The following is a 15,797-nucleotide window of genomic DNA, read 5'->3' as shown; positions in this document are numbered from 1 at the left end:
CACAAGTTATGCTTGAACTCTGGTGGTTGTGTTCAACCGGATGGAACAACGTCCCCCGGCTCGTGTTGTCGGTGCGATGCTTGGCCATTCAGAGTGTCTCAACTCAACGAAGAGGGGATACACAATGCCTGCTTTTACGTTCGAGAAAATTTCGCCACCCGCCACGCTTGGCCATTCCCAGCCTACCCAGGTGCAGTCCACCCAAACTCCGCCCAGTCAGCCAAATCAACGCAGCGGTATCATCCAGATTCTGGGCCGTTTCGTCGAAGCCCGCGTGACGCGCGTCGAGCGGCTGGAAAATGCAGTGCTTCGTCGCCGCGACGTGCCGCCACCGAAGTAGCAAAATCATCCGTCAGCTTTAGCCAGATCGCCCGTCATTATTCCGGAGTTCGGAAAATGGCGAAAGGCGTGTCAGCCTGCGCGCTGCATCAACAGGCTGCTCCAGCCCTCAACGATCTGATGCTTGCGGAGCACCAGCCCGCGGGCGCGATAGGCGGCGATCACGCTCATCGCCTGATGCGGCAACAGGCCGGACAGGATCACCATGCCATTGCGCGTGAGGTGCCGGCTCATATCGGTCGACATCGCCCGCAGAGGATTGGCGAGGATGTTCGCGAGGATCAGATCGAACGGCGCGCGATCGCCAAACGCCGGCGAGGAGAAGCCCGTTGCGCAAACGGTATCGACGAGATTGCCGACGCCGTTGAGCCGCATGTTCTCGCGCGCCACCTTCACAGACATTGGGTCGATATCGGTCGCGAGCACGCGGCGTTTCGTGGCCTTCGCAGCAGCGATGGCCAGCACGCCTGTGCCGGTACCCAGATCGAGCATCCGTTTCGGCGCTTTCGCACGCAGCACATAATCGAGATAGATGAGGCAGCCGCGCGTGGTGCCGTGATGGCCGGTGCCGAAAGCGAGTGCGGCTTCGATCTCGATCCCGAGTTGATTGGGCCGTACTTGGTCCCGGTCATGCTGGCCATGGACGATGAAGCGGCCGGCGCGCACTGGCACCAGACCCTTGAGGCTCTCCTTGACCCAGTCCTTGGCCTCGATGCTGTCGAACACGATGCTCGCCGCCACGGTGTCATCCGATGCAAGGCTGACGAGGTCGCGGATCGAGGCTTCGTCCGGCGGATCGGCGAAATGGACGGTGACGTCCCAGCGGCCCTCGGGGCTCTCGAATGCAGCAATCGCGGCCTGTCCTTCCTCGAAACTCTCGGTGAGGAGATCGACGATGCGCTTGGCGCTGAATTCGTCGCCGACGGCGAAGGTGGCGCGGCTGGTTCCTTGAGGCGTGGTCATCGCGGGTCCGGATAGCGTCGTGAACAGGATCTGCACAGCTTAGGCGCGCTTGGTACAGGGTTTATCCATGCGGCGATACCCGGTCTGTGCCCCGACAGCGCACAGGGTTATACGGCGATAATACCGCCGCTATCCCGCGATTTTCGACAGGCTTGTTCAGGACCCATCCACCGCCTGTCCACAGGCTTATCCACAGGATCTCCTCAGCCGAACAGCGCCCGGTGGTCCCTGAGGATCGCCTTGGCCGCATTGTGGCCAGGCGCGCCCGTCACGCCGCCGCCGGGATGCGCGCCGGAGCCGCAGTGATAGAGCCCCTTCAGCGGCCCGCGATAATCCGCATGGCCGAGCATCGGCCGCGCCGAGAACAGCTGGTTCAGCGAGAGCGCGCCATGGAAGATGTCGCCGCCGAGCAGGCCGAAGTCGCGCTCCAGATCGAGCGGCGACAATGCCTGCCGGCCGATCACGCTGGCGGCAAAGCCCGGTGCATAGTCATCGACGGTCTTGATCATCAGGTCCGCGACTTCGTTCCGATGGTCATCCCACGATGCGCCGTTCGGGAGTGTCGGCGCAACATGCTGGCAAAAGAGACTGGCGACGTGCTGGCCCGGCGGGCTCAGGCTGTCGTCAAGAGTGGAGGGGATCAGCACTTCGACTATCGGCTGGCGGCTCCAGCCGTGCTGCTTCGCATCGAGCCAGGCGCGATCCATGTAGGCGAGACTTGGCGCGATGATAATGCCCGCCGAGAGATGGTCGCCGTTGCCGGGCAATGCGGTGAATGAGGGCAGGGCGTTCAGCGCGACATTCATGCGGAACGTGCCGGAGCCGTTGCGCCAGTTGCGGATGCGATCGAGGAACGGCTTGGGCAGCGCATCCGCCGGCATCAGCCGTGTATAGAGCAGCTTCGGATTGACGTTGGAGGCAACATATTTCGCGCGGATACTCTCCCCATTGTCGAGGATGACGCCGACGACCCTGTCGTTCTCCACGAGGACTTCGCGTACGCCGTTGTCGAGTTCGATCTGCACGCCGTGCGAGCGTGCCGCGGCGGCCATGGCCTGCGTGATCGCGCCCATGCCGCCGATGGCGTGGCCCCAGACGCCTTTCTTGCCGTTCACCTCGCCAAAGGCGTGATGCAGCATCACATAGGCCGAACCGGCGGCATAGGGGCTCGCATAGTTGCCGACCACGGCATCGAAGCCGAACAATGCCTTGACCAGATCGTGTTCGAACACATCGTCGAGCATCTCGCCGGCGGAGCAGGTGAACAGATCGAGCAATACGCGCTGCTGTTCGATGGTCAGTGCGTTGAGAATCTTCGCGGTGCCGAGCGCATTGATGGCTTCGCTGATCGCGCCGAGACCGAAACCTTGCACGACGTTCGGCGGTGAACGCAGCACTAAATCCCTGAGCACATCGGCGATGACTTCGAGCTCATGCGAGAACGCACCAATCCGCTCGGCATCGCGCGCGTTGAGCTTGGCAACCGACTGTTGCGTGCGGCCTTCACCTGTCAGGAGATAGCTGCCGTCCGGGGCGGGAATGAAATTCTGCGCCTTGCGCTCGACGATCCGCAGGCCGTGTTCGGCGAGCTTCAGATCAGAGGCGATCTGCGGGTTGAGCAGGCTGACAGTGTAGGCCGCGACCGAATTGCGGAAGCCGGGGTGAAACTCCTGCGTCACCGCGGCGCCGCCAACCACGGAACGTCGTTCGACCACCTTCACGCGCAACCCGCTCATGGCGAGATAGGCCGCGCAAGTGAGGCCGTTATGGCCGGCGCCGATGATCAAAACGTCGGTGTCTGACATGTCCGCTTCAACAAAGCCTGCTAGGGGCCCTCTTTATCGAAGAGGCGCGCGCGCGGCACAAGGCCGCCCGTCACGATTGTGGTTCCATAGTTAGCGCACATTGCCCGAAACGGTGCCATATGCTCCATTCCCGCCCACCGGTCCCCTGCCGGATTCTCGCTTTTCTGCCGCGCAATATGCTGGAGCCTTCATGAGTTCGTCGCAGCCCGTCGCCGCCCCAAACTCGGCCTCCCGCAATCGGCTTCTTCTGGTGGTTTACACCGCGGCGATCTTCACCAGCGCGCTGTTGTTGTTCTCGGTGCAGCCCCTGTTCACCAAGATGGTGCTGCCGCGGCTCGGCGGGTCGCCGGCGGTGTGGTCGGTGGCGATGGTGTTCTTCCAGTCGCTGCTGCTCGGCGGCTACGCCTATGCCCACTATCTGATGCAATTGCGAAGCCGGCTGGTGCCGATCGTTGTTCATCTCCTGTTGCTGGTTGTTGCGCTGCTGACGCTGCCGCTGTCCATCGCATCGGGCTGGGGCACGCCGCCGGAGAGTGGCTATGCGTTCTGGCTGCTCGGCCTGTTCGGGGTGTCCATCGGTCTGCCGTTCTTCGCACTCGCTGCGAACAATCCGCTGCTGCAGGCTTGGTTCGTGCGCACCGGTCATCCCAATGGCCACGATCCGTATTTCCTCTATGCGTCGTCGAATATCGGAAGTTTTCTCGCGCTGCTGACCTATCCCGTGCTGCTGGAGCCGATGTTTTCGCTGCGAACGCAGAACCTGATCTGGACATCGGGTTATGGCCTGCTGATCCTTCTGATCGCCGGCTGCGGCATGTTGCTGCTGAAGTCGCCGCCGGTTGCCGTCGCTACACCGGGGGCTGATGCCATCGACGCGCCGGCGCCGAGCTGGGCGCTGCGTGCACGCTGGATCTTCCTCGCGGCTGTCCCATCCGGCCTGCTGATCGCGGTCACCGCGCATATCTCGACGGACGTCGCTGCGGCACCGCTGCTCTGGGTGCTGCCGCTGTCGCTTTATCTGCTGACCTGGGTGCTGGTGTTCCAGTCGCGTCCGCTGCTGCCGCACTCATGGGTCCTGATGTTGCAGCCTCTCGCGATTGCCGGCGTGGTTGTCCTGCTCGCAGTTGGCGGCGAACAGAATCTGCTGCTGACCCTCGGTGGTCATCTGTTGTGCTTCTTCATTATTGCCATGGCGTGCCATGGTGAATTGGCCCGGCAGCGTCCGGCTGCTCGGTATCTCACGGGCTACTACGTCGCACTCTCATTCGGCGGCATGGTGGGTGGTCTGTTTGCTGGCCTGATCGCGCCATTCACATTTTCATGGATCGCGGAATACCCGATCCTGATCGCATTTGCCGTGCTGTGCAGGCCGTCTTTGCCGGAGCGGTATTCCGGCTGGGCGCGCTGGTACTGGATCGCACTGGTCATCGCCGCCGTGGTGCTGATTGCACCGAGCTATACGACTGGCAAGCTGTTTACATGGATCGAAGCCCAGCGCGTCTATGTCGTCAGCACCGTCGCTGTCGTCGGCATGATCGTTGCGATCCTGCTAAGGGCCGATCGGCTCAAGCTCGTGGCGATCACCGTTCTTGCGCTGGCGCTGATCCGTTTCTACCCGGCAGACGACGGCCGGGTTGAAACCGTGCGCAGTTTCTTCGGTGTGCACAAGATCGTGGTGACGCCGAACAACCAGTATCACGTGCTGATGCATGGCACGACGATCCATGGCGCCGAGAAGTATCTCAACGACGATGGCACGCCGGTGACCGGCCGGCCGGAGCCGATCTCCTACTATTACAAGGACGGCGGCATCGGGCAGGCGATCACTGCGGTGCGTGCGCGCAAGGGTGCGCCACTGCGCGTTGCGGTGATCGGGCTAGGTTCGGGGTCGCTGACCTGCGCGTCGGCGCCCGGCGAGGACTGGAAGTTTTTCGAGATCGATCAGTCGATGGTCGATACCGCAAGGGATCCGAAATATTTCAGCTACATCCAGAAGTGTGAGCCGGACGTCAAACCGGTGATCGGCGATGCAAGGCTGACTTTTGCGAAAGAGCCTGACGGCGTCTACGACCTCATCATCGTCGATGCCTATTCGTCGGACGCGATCCCGATCCATCTGGCGACCGAGGAAGCGATGGAGATCTACAAGGAAAAGCTCGCCCCGCAGGGCGCCGTCGTCATGCATGTGTCGAACCGGCATCTCGAACTCGCTAGCGTCGTCGTCGGCATCGCCGACGCCAATGACATGAAGAGCTGGGTGTATTCTGAGGATTCCGGCCGCGACAACGAATATATCTTCTCGACCAATGTGGTCATCTCGGCCCATGACGCCGCCGATGTCGGCTCGATCGCGACGTCATCGCAATGGGCCCTGACCGAGGCGAACGACGATCAGCGGGTCTGGACCGACGATTATTCCAACGTGCTCGGCGCCGTGTGGCGCCGGCTACGGGACGGGGACAACTAACCCCTCAGTAGTCGCCGAAGAAGCCACGCGGCTGATACGGCCGCGGCGCGGAGGCCTGCGGCGGGTATTGCCGGCTGTAATAGCCGCGATTGGCGTAATACTGCTGGGTCTCGGCTTCCGTCATGCGGCGATAGCCGGGAGGGGCCGGATAGCGCTGACCGTCATTGCCATCGGCCGGATAGATGTAACGATCGTCATCCGCCGGCTGTACCTGACGCGCGACGCGGCGGTTCGGTGCCACGGCCTGCGGAGTGAGATCCATGGGATTGCCGGCGGCGTCATAGGACGGTGTGGCGGGTGCGATGTCGCGGCGGGCGACGGCAGATGGCTTCGCCGGGCGCGGATTGCGGGCGAGGGCGACCTGCGAGGAGCCTGTCAGTGTGACGGTGGTGTTGAGCACCCCGTCAGCCTTCACCATGGCAAACAGGGTCGCAGCATTCTCACGCGACAGCCGGACACAGCCGTGGGAGGCCGGCGAGCCCAGGCGGCTCACGGAATCGGTGCCGTGGATGGCATGGCCCTTTTTGGTGAAGAAGATGGCATGGGGCATTGGCGCGTCGTCGAATTCCTTGGAGAAGTGATCCTCCTCCATGCGGAATGTCTGGAAGCTGCCATTCGGGGTCTCGTAGGACGGAATGCCTGACGACACCGGCCAGCGATATTTCTCGACGCCGTCCTGAACGACGGTCAGCTGCTGGGCATCCTTGTCGACGGTAATGGCGATCTTGGCCTGCGCAGTGCTGGTAGCGGCGAAAACGGCGAGACCCGCAAGGGTCATATAAAACGAACGCATCTTACCTTGGCCTCCGGGCCGTAACCTGTTGTACCGCCTACCGTCCCGCCTCCAATATGCATATGGGGCGACCCGGGTGCCAGTGACAGTTTCGTGCATCCTTAATGTTGGGCTAGGCGGCACCAAGGCGGCGACCGGGCCGAAAGAGGGCTCAGCCCGACCCGAGGATGCGCGATAGGAAGCTTCTCAGGAAGGCAGATGGAACCGGTTCCTAGGTCGCGCGTTGCCCTCCCACAATCGCAAGCGGCGAATTCTCGTCGCTCAGAGGGAAGCTCCAGATGACCGTTAAGACCGCTGTGTTGCCGATCAGTTCATCGATGAAGACCCGCCTGGCGTTCGCCGCGGGCGTGCTGGCTCTGGTCGCCATGCCGCATTTTGCGCAGGCGCAGGGCGTATTCCGGGGTGGTGAGCAGGGGGCCAACCAAGGTTACCGTGACGGCAATCGCGCCGCGGGACCGGTCGGCGGTGTGGTCGGTGGCGCAGTTGGCCTTGGCGTCGGCGCGGCCGTGGGCGGCGTCAAGGGCGTGCTCGGTATTCCCGAGGGTCGACGGACACAGTGCCGCGGCTATTACAACCGCCATGGCAAATTCCGCTGCTATCGCTAAGCGGATATTGATTTGAAATGAAAATGGCCCGGTTCAAACCGGGCCATTTTTGTTATCAGCGATTTCAGTTTTTCAGTTTGTAGCCGGTCTTGAAAATCCACCAGACGACGAACATGCAGATCACCAGGAACATGCAGGTGACGCCGATGCTCCAGCCGACACTGACGTCGGAGATCTCGTAGAAGCTCCAGCGGAAGCCGCTGATCAGATACACGACCGGATTGAGCAGCGTGACGGTCCGCCAACCCGACGGCAGCATGCTGACGGAGTAGAAGCTACCGCCCAGGAAGGTTAGCGGCGTCACCACCAGCAGCGGGATCGCCTGCAGTTTCTCGAAGCCGTCGGCCCAGATTCCGATGATGAAGCCAAACAGGCTGAACGTTACCGCCGTCAGCACCAGGAAGGTCAGCATCCACCACGGATGCAGGATGTGCAGCGGCACGAACAGTCCGGCGGTGGCCAGAATGATCAGGCCCAGCAGAATCGACTTGGTCGCGGCGGCGCCGACATAGCCGAGCACAACTTCCACATAAGACACCGGCGCCGACAGCAATTCATAGATCGTACCGGTGAATTTGGGGAAATAGATGCCGAACGAGGCGTTGGAAATGCTCTGCGTGAGTACCGACAGCATCACCAGACCGGGTACGATGAAGGTGCCGTAGCTGACGCCCTCAATGGAGGTGATGCGCGAGCCGATCGCAGCGCCGAACACCACGAAATACAGCGAGGTGGAGATCACCGGCGATACGATGCTCTGCAGCACGGTGCGCCAGGTGCGCGCCATTTCGAACAGATAGATGGCGCGGACAGCTCTGAAGTTCATGTTACTTCCTCACTAGGCTGACGAAGATGTCTTCGAGCGAGCTCTGCGTGGTGTCGAGATCGGAGAAGCGGATGCCGGATTCGCGGAGATCGCCAAGCAGGCTGGTGATCCCGGTGCGCTCGCTCTTGGTGTCGTAGCTGTAGATCAACTGATGGCCGTCCGCTGCCAGTTCGAGGTTGTAGTGAGCCAGGCTGGCTGGAATCTCCGTAACCTTGCCTTGCAGATACAGCTTGAGCTGCTTCTTGCCGAGCTGCTCCATCAGCTTGGTCTTTTCCTCGATCAGGATGATCTCGCCTTTGTTGATGACGCCGATGCGGTCGGCCATCTCCTCGGCTTCTTCAATGTAATGCGTGGTGAGGATGACCGTGACGCCGGCAGCGCGCAGCGTGCGCACCACTTCCCACATGCCCTTGCGCAATTCGACGTCGACGCCGGCAGTGGGCTCATCGAGAAACAGGATCTGCGGTTCGTGCGACAGCGCCTTGGCGATCATCACGCGGCGCTTCATGCCGCCGGACAGCGTGATGATCTTGTTGTCCTTCTTGTCCCACAGCGAGAGGTCTTTCAGGATTTTCTCGATCAGCGCCGGGTTCTTCGGTTTGCCGAACAGGCCGCGGCTGAAACTGACCGTGGCCCAAACCGATTCGAAGGCGTCGGTGTGCAGTTCCTGCGGCACCAGCCCGATCAGCGACCGCGCGGCGCGATAGTCCCGGGCGATGTCGTGACCATCGACCATGACCTTGCCGGAGGTGGCATTGGCGATGCCACAGATGATGCTGATCATCGTCGTCTTGCCAGCGCCGTTCGGCCCTAGCAGCGCGAAGATCTCGCCGCGGTTGATGTCGAGGTCGATACCCTTCAGGGCCGTAAAGCCCGAGGCATAGCTCTTGGTCAGATTGGAAACGGAAATGATGGGAGACATCGGCGATATGATCGTTCGAAAAGGGGAAGGCAGAGGACCGGGCGGTCATACCGGGACGCACGAACGGCGCAGCCGAAACGGCTTTGTCGGGCGCGGGGTTGCGTACATAGGAATGAAGATGCGCCGGCGCAATCGCGGAACAGGCAATTTTAGGGCTATTCTGCGGCTTCGTAGTCGATCTCGACAATCGTGCCACCGTCGGCGGCATCGGCAAATGCAGGGTCGCTGGTTAATTGCTCGATGGTGCGCGGCGTCGGAAGGCCGCTCGAGCCGTCCGGATTGCGCCAGTCTCCGGCCGCGTATTCGAGCGTTTCCTCGGCTTCCTCGATGGCTTCATCGAGGGTGTCACCGGCGGTCACGATGCCGGGCAGGTCGGGAAAGGAAACGTTGAAGGTGCCGCTGGCGTCCTTCTGAATGAGCGCAATATAGACCGGCATTGTCAGACACGTTCCACGAAACTGTCGACGACCTTCTTCTCCCCCGCCTTCTCGAAGACGATGGTGAGCTTGTTGCCGTCGATCTTGGTCACATTGCCGTAGCCGAACTTCTGGTGGAAGACGCGATCCTGCAGCGTGAAGTCGGACTCCGTGCCGGTGGACTTCGCGATCAACTCGCCCTCGATAGTCATCGGCCGCTTGTTTCGCGATGAAGAAGAGCCGCCGAAAGGCGACTGGCCTTCGCTGAAGCCGCTGCCGCCCTGTCCGCCGCCGCGCGAGCGGTTAGCCTGCGCGCGCTGCCAGCCCGGTGTCGAATAGCTCGATCCGAACGATTCCACGTTGTCGAAGCGCGATGCGCCGTAGCCGCCGGCGCCGCCCCAGCCCGAACCGCCCTTTGATTCCGTGATCTCGACATTGGCTGCCGGCAACTCATCGAGGAAACGCGACGGCATCGTCGTGTTCCAGGTGCCATGAATGCGCCGGTTGGTCGCGAAATAGAGCTTGGCGCGGCGGCGTGCGCGGGTGATGCCGACATGGGCGAGGCGGCGTTCTTCCTCGAGCCCGGCGCGGCCCTGATCGTCGAGCGCCCGCTGATGCGGGAACAGGCCTTCTTCCCAGCCCGGTAGAAAGACGTTGTCGAATTCGAGGCCTTTGGCGGAATGCAGCGTCATCACCGACACGGCATCCTCGTCTGCACCGCCCTCGCGGTCCATCACCAGCGAGATGTGTTCGAGGAATCCCTGCAGGTTCTCGAATTCTTCCATCGAGCGCACCAGTTCCTTGAGGTTTTCAAGGCGGCCGGCAGCATCGGCGGAGCGGTCCTTCTGCCACATGTCGGTGTAACCGCTTTCGTCGAGCACGATCTCGGCGAGCTCGGTATGCGGCATGACTTCGCTTTGCTTGCGCCAGCGCTCGAAGCTCATCATCAGGTCGCGCAGGCTGCCGCGCGCTTTCGGCTTCATCTCATCAGTCTCGACGACCTGACGGGCAGCCTCAGAGAGCGGAATGCGGCGACGACGTGCGTGATCGTGCAGCATCTGCACGGTGGCATCGCCGAGGCCGCGCTTGGGCACATTGACGATGCGCTCGAAGGCGAGGTCGTCGGCCGGCGAATTGATCACGCGCAGATAGGCCAGCGCATCGCGGATTTCGGCTCGCTCATAGAAGCGCGGGCCGCCAATGACCCGATAGGGCAGGCTGAGCGTAACGAAGCGATCTTCAAACTCGCGCATCTGGAACGAGGCGCGCACCAGGATCGCGATGTCGTTGAGCTTGTTGCCCTCGCGCTGCAACTGCTCGATCTCCTCGCCGATCGCGCGGGCTTCTTCCTCGGAATCCCAGGAGCCGGTGACGGTGACCTTCTCGCCATCGACATCTTCGGTACGCAGCGTCTTGCCGAGACGTCCCTCGTTGTGCGCGATCAGATGCGAGGCCGCGGCAAGGATATGGCCGGTCGAGCGGTAGTTGCGCTCCAGCCGCACGACCTTGGCACCGGGAAAATCATGTTCGAAGCGCAGGATGTTGTCGACCTCGGCGCCGCGCCAGCCATAGATCGACTGGTCGTCGTCGCCGACGCAACAGATGTTTTTGAGCGGCACGGCCGGTTTGCTGTCTGCCGATGGCGCGTCCGCTTCCGGCAGCAAGCGCTGACCGGGCGCCTGCGACAGCAGCCGCAGCCACAGATACTGCGCGACGTTGGTGTCCTGATATTCGTCGACGAGAATATATTTGAAGCGCTGCTGATACTGCTTCAGCACGTCCGGATGTTCGCGGAACAGCCTGATACATTCCAGCAGGAGATCGCCGAAATCCGCGGCGTTGAGTGTCTTCAACCGATCCTGATAGGCGGCGTAGAGCTTGCCGCCCTTGCCATTGCCGAACACGGCGGCTTCGCCTGACGGCACCTGCGATGGCGTCAGTCCGCGGTTCTTCCAGCCGTCGATCAGGTTGGCCAGCATCCGCGCCGGCCAGCGCTTGTCGTCGATATTGTCAGCCTGCAGGAGCTGCTTGAGCAGTCTGATCTGGTCATCGGTGTCGAGCACCGTGAAGTTGGATTTCAGCTGCACCAGTTCGGCATGGGTGCGCAGGATACGGCCACCGATCGAGTGGAAGGTACCGAGCCACGGCATGCCTTCAACCGCTTGGCCGAGCATGATGCCGAGCCGGTGCTTCATCTCGCGCGCGGCCTTGTTGGTGAAGGTCACCGACAGGATTTCGGCGGGCCGTGCACGGCCCATGCTGAGGATATGGGCGATCCGCGAGGTCAAAACCTTGGTCTTGCCGGTGCCGGCACCCGCGAGCACGAGGACAGGGCCGTCGAGCGTCTCGACGGCGTCGCGCTGCTCCGGATTGAGTCCGCTCAGATACTGTGCCGCTGGCGCCGCAGCAGCGCGCGCACGCGCGCCAATGCCGCCCGCCGCCGGCTGGTAGGCAGGGAGATCGTTGGCGGGCATTTTGCGTGCGTCACTCATGCGAATCGTATTCCGCCCACGTTGGCACCGTGGGGCCTTAAAGGGGAGCCTTCTTAGCAGGATAGGAGGGCATATAGGAGCGAGAGGCTTCTGGCGACAGACTTATCCCCGCATGCGGCTCATCTGACGCCCGTTGGCACGCAGGAGCGCTCTCGTTTCAGTGATGTTGGCTGGTACGTGGGTCGGGAACTTTCGTTTTCGCTCCGGCTTGTTTCAGCATCAAGCGCGACGGCGAATGCCGCGTCAAAAGCCAAAAACTGAGGTTTGTGCCATGTTCAGCTGGGTTGTTACCTTCCTCGTTATCGCTCTTATTGCCGGCGTTCTCGGCTTCGGCGGTATCGCCGGCGCCTCCATCGAAATCGCCAAGGCGATCTTCTTCATCGCCATCGTCCTGTTCCTGATTTCGGCCGTTGTGGGCCTCGTCCGCGGCCGCACGCGCGTCTGACGGTTATTTCTTCGAGGGCATCCCGATCGATCGGCCGATGCCCTCGGGGCGATCTACGGATCGGTGCGCATTGGCCAGCGCCTGCACGCGGGCGCTGATATCAGGCGGAAACGGCGCAACCTTCCGGGCCGTCATGTCCATGTGGAGCGTCATGTTTTCCGACGTCGCCGACAGCCATCCCTCGGTGGCGTGGCGCAACTCCTTGAAGGTGTGAATGCGCTTGTCGTCCGCAGCGACAACCAGGATCGACACCTGCGCGGGATCACCGAGATGGATTTCCCTGACATAGCGAACATGGCATTCGGCCGTGAAGGTCGAGTTGTTGCGCGCCCTCATATATTCGGGACCGATCCCGATCTTGAGCCAAAGGTCGTCGATCGCCCGGTCGAACAGCACGTTGTAATAGGCCATGTTGAGATGGCCATTATAGTCGATCCATTGCGGTTCGATCTGCATGACATGCGCCCGGAAAGGGACGGGTTGCAGCAGATCGTCGGTTGGCTCAATCATCGGTAATTCCTGTCCCGCTCTCACGTCTCTTGACCCGTTATACAACCTTTGCCACGGTCCGCCGCGTCGGAGGGACTGCTGTGGCTAGCATCGCGAACAATTTGAAACGACCGGAGCCGAAGGCCTTGGCCACGGCGCTTGAAGCGCTGACGGCGCGTTTTGGCAATCGGCTGGTGACGTCGCAGGCGGTTCGCGAGCAGCATGGCCATACCACGACATGGCTTGCCAACCAGCCGCCGGATGGCGTCGTGTTTGCGCAGGAAACCGCGGATATCCAGGACGTAGTCCGGATTTGTGCAGCGAACAAAGTTCCGGTGATCGCATTCGGCACCGGCACGTCGCTGGAAGGTCAGGTCAATGCGCCGGCAGGCGGCATTTGCATCGACATGCGCGACATGAACCAGATTCTGGAAGTGCACAGCGAAGACCTCGACTGCGTGATCCAGCCGGGCGTCACGCGCAAGGCGCTCAACGAAAATCTGCGCGATCAAGGCCTGTTCTTCCCGATCGATCCCGGTGCCGATGCGTCGCTTGGCGGCATGGCGTCGACGCGCGCCTCCGGCACTAACGCGGTGCGTTACGGGACGATGCGCGACAACGTGCTCGCGCTCAAAGTCGTGCGCGCCGATGGTGAGATCATCAAGACGGGCACCCGCGCGAAGAAATCTTCTGCCGGCTATGACCTGACGCATCTGTTCGTTGGCGCCGAAGGCACGCTGGGCATCATCAGCGAGCTGACCGTCAAGCTGCGTGGCATTCCTGAAACCATGGCTGCCGCGTCATGTTCGTTCGCCACGGTGGCAGGTGCCTGTCAGGCGACGATTCTCGCGATTCAGACCGGCATTCCCGTTGCAAGGATCGAGCTGCTGAATGAGGCGCAGGTTCGTGCCTGTAATTCCTATTCCAAGCTGACGCTGCCGGAAACGCCGCTGCTGCTGCTGGAATTCCATGGCAGCGAGGCCGAAGTGGCCGAGCAGTCGCGAAATTTTCACGAGATCGCACTGGAATGTGGCGGTGGCGATTTCTCATGGACGACGAAGCCGGAGGATCGCACCAAGCTCTGGCAGGCCCGTCACGATGCCTATTGGTCGGTGAAGAGCATGCGACCGGGCTCCGATGTCGCGGCCACCGACGTTTGCGTACCGATTTCCAAACTCGCGGAATGTGTCGCTGCGACCGAAGAGGATCTCGCACGCCTCGGCCTGTTGGCGCCCATCGTCGGCCACGTCGGCGATGGCAACTTTCATTGCTCGATGGTCTGCGATCGCAACGATGCCAACGAGGTCGCCCGCGCTGAGGACTTCATGCATCGCCTCGCTCAACGGGCGCAGGCGATGGGGGGCACCTGCACGGGTGAACATGGCATCGGGCAAGGCAAGCAAAAGTATATGCAGGCCGAACTGGGCAGTGAGGCGCTCGACGCGATGCGGGCGCTCAAGAAGGCACTCGATCCCGACAATATCTTCAATCCCGGGAAAATCCTGCCGCAGGCGTGACGCCAGATTGCCGCGTCCGGTCAGGCCGAATGCGGACGGGAAAATTCGGCAGTGGCGGCGATGCTTAACTATTCTTAAAAAGTTTAAAGTTGTAGATATAATTATATACCAGCATGGATTGCGCATTTCGGTTACGGAAGGTGCAATCAAAAAGCTTTGACGCAGAATGCGTCCAATAAAAAAGGCATCATCCGATGCGGCTACCGTTTTTCTATGGTTGGGTCATCGTCGCCGTCACGTTCGTTTCCATGGCCATCGGGGTCAATGCGCGGACATCGTTCTCGCTGTTCTTCCCGCCAATTCTCCAGGAATTCGGCTGGGACCGTGGCGTCACGGCCGGTGCCTTTTCATTCGGCTTCCTGATTTCTGCGATCATGAGCCCGCTGATGGGCAGGCTGATGGATCGTGGCGGCCCTCGCGCGGTGATGGAGCTTGGCACCGTGCTGATGGCAGCCGGGTTGTTGCTGGCGCCGCTGACGACGCAGCCGTGGCATCTCTACCTGACCATCGGCGTTCTGGTCGGCGCAGGCAGCGTCTGCCTCGGCTATTCCGGACAATCGCTGTTTCTGCCGAACTGGTTCAGCCGCAAGCGCGGCCTCGCGGTCGGCCTCGCATTCGCCGGCGTCGGCATCGGTTCCGTAACGGTGCTGCCCTGGGTGCAGGTGATGATCGAGCAGACGGGTTGGCGCACCGCCTGCACAGCGGTCGGGCTCGTGGTGCTGGTCGTCCTCGTGCCGATCAATCTGCTGTTGCGCAAACGCCCGCAGGACATGGGGCTCTTGCCGGATGGCGATCAGGCGCCGACCTCGTCGGCGAAGCATGTATCCAACGTAGTTGACCCGGTTTGGGCCAGTATCGACTGGACGCTGGCACGCGCCATACGAACGGCGCGGTTCTGGTGGCTGGCGCTCGGCCTGTTCGGTGGGCTGTATGCCTGGTATGCTGTCCAGGTCCATCAGACCAAGTATCTGCTCGACATCGGCTTTACGCCGGGTGTCGCCGCCTGGGCGCTCGGTATGGTCAGTCTGTTCGGTGTGCCCGGCCAGATATTTCTCGGTCATCTGTCCGATCGCATCGGCCGCGAATGGATCTGGACCGTCAGCGGTGTCGGTTTCGCAATCTGCTTTGCGTCCCTGATTGCACTGGAATCGGTGCCGAGCTTGATGCTGGTTTATGTCATGGTGATCTCGCAGGGCCTGCTGGGCTATGGCGTGACGTCCATCATGGGCGCCGTGGTTTCCGAGATTTTCCAGGGCGAGCATTTCGGCAGCATTTTCGGCACGCTCATGCTGGCCGCGTTGGCCGGCGGCGCCGCCGGTCCCTTGGTGACGGGTGTCCTGCACGACCACTTTGGCACCTATACTCCAGCATTTGCCCTTGGAATCGCAGTCAGCTTCCTCGCGACCTTTGCGGTCTGGATGGCGTCGCCGGGCAAGGTGAGGGCGGTGGCCGGACGTTTGCACCGCGCCCATGGCGCCGCAAAACCGCTGGAGCAGGGTGCTTCGACTTGATCGAAGCCGGGCGATTTGCCGCAAGCGGATGGCGAGGGATGGCTGATCTGGCCATGTATTGCGTGCTGTGACTTCGCCACAGTTGGTTCTATAAATAGATGCGTTCCCGCGTATTTCTGCGTGGCCCTGCAACGTCTGTAAGGCGTATTGCCCAGTGACGTGCTGCAATGCACTTTGCTTGGCAGGCAGGCGGACATTCTGCCGGAG

The 15,797-nt window shown here is 61.7% G+C and carries 14 protein-coding genes; 6 read left to right on the top strand and 8 right to left on the bottom strand.

Annotation, left to right across the window (positions count from 1 at the left end):
- The first annotated feature begins 124 nt into the window (after positions 1-124).
- On the top strand, positions 125-340 hold the full coding sequence (locus HP556_RS12240) for a hypothetical protein (protein ID WP_141137217.1): 216 nt from the start codon (positions 125-127) through the stop codon (positions 338-340).
- Positions 341-411: 71 nt separating this feature from the next.
- On the opposite strand, the gene HP556_RS12235 is transcribed toward HP556_RS12240, so the two are convergent.
- Both HP556_RS12235 and HP556_RS12230 read right to left on the bottom strand, forming a co-directional pair.
- Complete coding sequence (locus HP556_RS12235) at positions 412-1,302, bottom strand: 50S ribosomal protein L11 methyltransferase (RefSeq protein ID WP_175367170.1); 891 nt, start codon at positions 1,300-1,302, stop codon at positions 412-414.
- 203 nt (positions 1,303-1,505) lie between these two features.
- Positions 1,506-3,107: a phytoene desaturase family protein gene (locus HP556_RS12230; RefSeq protein WP_175367169.1), complete on the bottom strand. Its 1,602-nt coding sequence runs from the start codon at positions 3,105-3,107 to the stop codon at positions 1,506-1,508.
- Positions 3,108-3,297: 190 nt separating this feature from the next.
- Between HP556_RS12230 and HP556_RS12225 the strand changes: the two genes are divergently transcribed.
- A complete protein-coding gene (locus HP556_RS12225; protein WP_175367168.1) occupies positions 3,298-5,574 on the top strand; it encodes a spermidine synthase in 2,277 nt (758 codons plus the stop codon).
- A gap of 4 nt (positions 5,575-5,578) precedes the next feature.
- Here HP556_RS12225 and HP556_RS12220 read toward each other — a convergent pair whose 3' ends face one another.
- Positions 5,579-6,367, bottom strand: coding sequence for a L,D-transpeptidase (locus HP556_RS12220; RefSeq protein WP_175367167.1), 789 nt, complete (start codon positions 6,365-6,367; stop codon positions 5,579-5,581).
- A gap of 278 nt (positions 6,368-6,645) precedes the next feature.
- Here HP556_RS12220 and HP556_RS12215 point away from each other — a divergent pair, with 278 nt between their 5' ends.
- Positions 6,646-6,972, top strand: a complete 327-nt coding sequence (locus tag HP556_RS12215; RefSeq protein WP_089268246.1) for a hypothetical protein — start codon at positions 6,646-6,648, stop codon at positions 6,970-6,972.
- Between the two features lie 64 nt (positions 6,973-7,036).
- On the opposite strand, the gene HP556_RS12210 is transcribed toward HP556_RS12215, so the two are convergent.
- The 4 genes from HP556_RS12210 to HP556_RS12195 all read right to left on the bottom strand — a co-directional run bounded on the left by HP556_RS12210 (position 7,037) and on the right by HP556_RS12195 (position 11,628).
- Positions 7,037-7,798, bottom strand: a complete 762-nt coding sequence (locus HP556_RS12210) for an ABC transporter permease (protein ID WP_068734061.1) — start codon at positions 7,796-7,798, stop codon at positions 7,037-7,039.
- Position 7,799: 1 nt separating this feature from the next.
- Positions 7,800-8,720 carry an ABC transporter ATP-binding protein gene (locus HP556_RS12205; RefSeq protein WP_089268247.1) on the bottom strand — a complete coding sequence of 307 codons (921 nt, stop codon included), beginning with the start codon at positions 8,718-8,720 and terminating at the stop codon, positions 7,800-7,802.
- A 155-nt stretch (positions 8,721-8,875) separates the two neighbouring features.
- Positions 8,876-9,157, bottom strand: a complete 282-nt coding sequence (locus HP556_RS12200) for a type II toxin-antitoxin system HicB family antitoxin (protein WP_089268248.1) — start codon at positions 9,155-9,157, stop codon at positions 8,876-8,878.
- A gap of 2 nt (positions 9,158-9,159) precedes the next feature.
- Positions 9,160-11,628, bottom strand: coding sequence for an ATP-dependent helicase (locus HP556_RS12195; protein ID WP_175367166.1), 2,469 nt, complete (start codon positions 11,626-11,628; stop codon positions 9,160-9,162).
- A gap of 271 nt (positions 11,629-11,899) precedes the next feature.
- Here HP556_RS12195 and HP556_RS12190 point away from each other — a divergent pair, with 271 nt between their 5' ends.
- Positions 11,900-12,073 (top strand): DUF1328 domain-containing protein, encoded by a 174-nt coding sequence (locus HP556_RS12190; RefSeq protein WP_115033412.1) that lies wholly within the window; start codon positions 11,900-11,902, stop codon positions 12,071-12,073.
- Positions 12,074-12,076: 3 nt separating this feature from the next.
- Here HP556_RS12190 and HP556_RS12185 read toward each other — a convergent pair whose 3' ends face one another.
- Complete coding sequence (locus tag HP556_RS12185) at positions 12,077-12,583, bottom strand: thioesterase family protein (protein ID WP_068734053.1); 507 nt, start codon at positions 12,581-12,583, stop codon at positions 12,077-12,079.
- 80 nt (positions 12,584-12,663) lie between these two features.
- Between HP556_RS12185 and HP556_RS12180 the strand changes: the two genes are divergently transcribed.
- Both HP556_RS12180 and HP556_RS12175 read left to right on the top strand, forming a co-directional pair.
- Positions 12,664-14,079, top strand: coding sequence for an FAD-binding oxidoreductase (locus HP556_RS12180; protein WP_338117567.1), 1,416 nt, complete (start codon positions 12,664-12,666; stop codon positions 14,077-14,079).
- A gap of 194 nt (positions 14,080-14,273) precedes the next feature.
- Entirely contained in the window at positions 14,274-15,590 is a 1,317-nt protein-coding gene (locus tag HP556_RS12175) for an MFS transporter (protein ID WP_120289064.1), read from the top strand.
- Positions 15,591-15,797: the final 207 nt, after the last annotated feature.

Source organism: Tardiphaga robiniae (genome assembly GCF_013359755.1).
GTDB classification, from domain to species: domain Bacteria; phylum Pseudomonadota; class Alphaproteobacteria; order Rhizobiales; family Xanthobacteraceae; genus Tardiphaga; species Tardiphaga robiniae.
The sequence above is the reverse complement of the archived record's forward strand: the minus strand, read 5'-3'. Positions and strand labels throughout refer to the sequence as shown.

What these genes read in the sequence shown, in the direction of transcription:
- HP556_RS12240 (WP_141137217.1), top strand. Translation starts at nt 125, where the DNA reads ATGCCTGCTTTTACGTTCGAGAAAATTTCGCCACCCGCCACGCTTGGC.
- HP556_RS12235 (WP_175367170.1), bottom strand. Translation starts at nt 1,302, where the DNA reads ATGACCACGCCTCAAGGAACCAGCCGCGCCACCTTCGCCGTCGGCGAC.
- HP556_RS12230 (WP_175367169.1), bottom strand. Translation starts at nt 3,107, where the DNA reads ATGTCAGACACCGACGTTTTGATCATCGGCGCCGGCCATAACGGCCTC.
- HP556_RS12225 (WP_175367168.1), top strand. Translation starts at nt 3,298, where the DNA reads ATGAGTTCGTCGCAGCCCGTCGCCGCCCCAAACTCGGCCTCCCGCAAT.
- HP556_RS12220 (WP_175367167.1), bottom strand. Translation starts at nt 6,367, where the DNA reads ATGCGTTCGTTTTATATGACCCTTGCGGGTCTCGCCGTTTTCGCCGCT.
- HP556_RS12215 (WP_089268246.1), top strand. Translation starts at nt 6,646, where the DNA reads ATGACCGTTAAGACCGCTGTGTTGCCGATCAGTTCATCGATGAAGACC.
- HP556_RS12210 (WP_068734061.1), bottom strand. Translation starts at nt 7,798, where the DNA reads ATGAACTTCAGAGCTGTCCGCGCCATCTATCTGTTCGAAATGGCGCGC.
- HP556_RS12205 (WP_089268247.1), bottom strand. Translation starts at nt 8,720, where the DNA reads ATGTCTCCCATCATTTCCGTTTCCAATCTGACCAAGAGCTATGCCTCG.
- HP556_RS12200 (WP_089268248.1), bottom strand. Translation starts at nt 9,157, where the DNA reads ATGCCGGTCTATATTGCGCTCATTCAGAAGGACGCCAGCGGCACCTTC.
- HP556_RS12195 (WP_175367166.1), bottom strand. Translation starts at nt 11,628, where the DNA reads ATGAGTGACGCACGCAAAATGCCCGCCAACGATCTCCCTGCCTACCAG.
- HP556_RS12190 (WP_115033412.1), top strand. Translation starts at nt 11,900, where the DNA reads ATGTTCAGCTGGGTTGTTACCTTCCTCGTTATCGCTCTTATTGCCGGC.
- HP556_RS12185 (WP_068734053.1), bottom strand. Translation starts at nt 12,583, where the DNA reads ATGATTGAGCCAACCGACGATCTGCTGCAACCCGTCCCTTTCCGGGCG.
- HP556_RS12175 (WP_120289064.1), top strand. Translation starts at nt 14,274, where the DNA reads ATGCGGCTACCGTTTTTCTATGGTTGGGTCATCGTCGCCGTCACGTTC.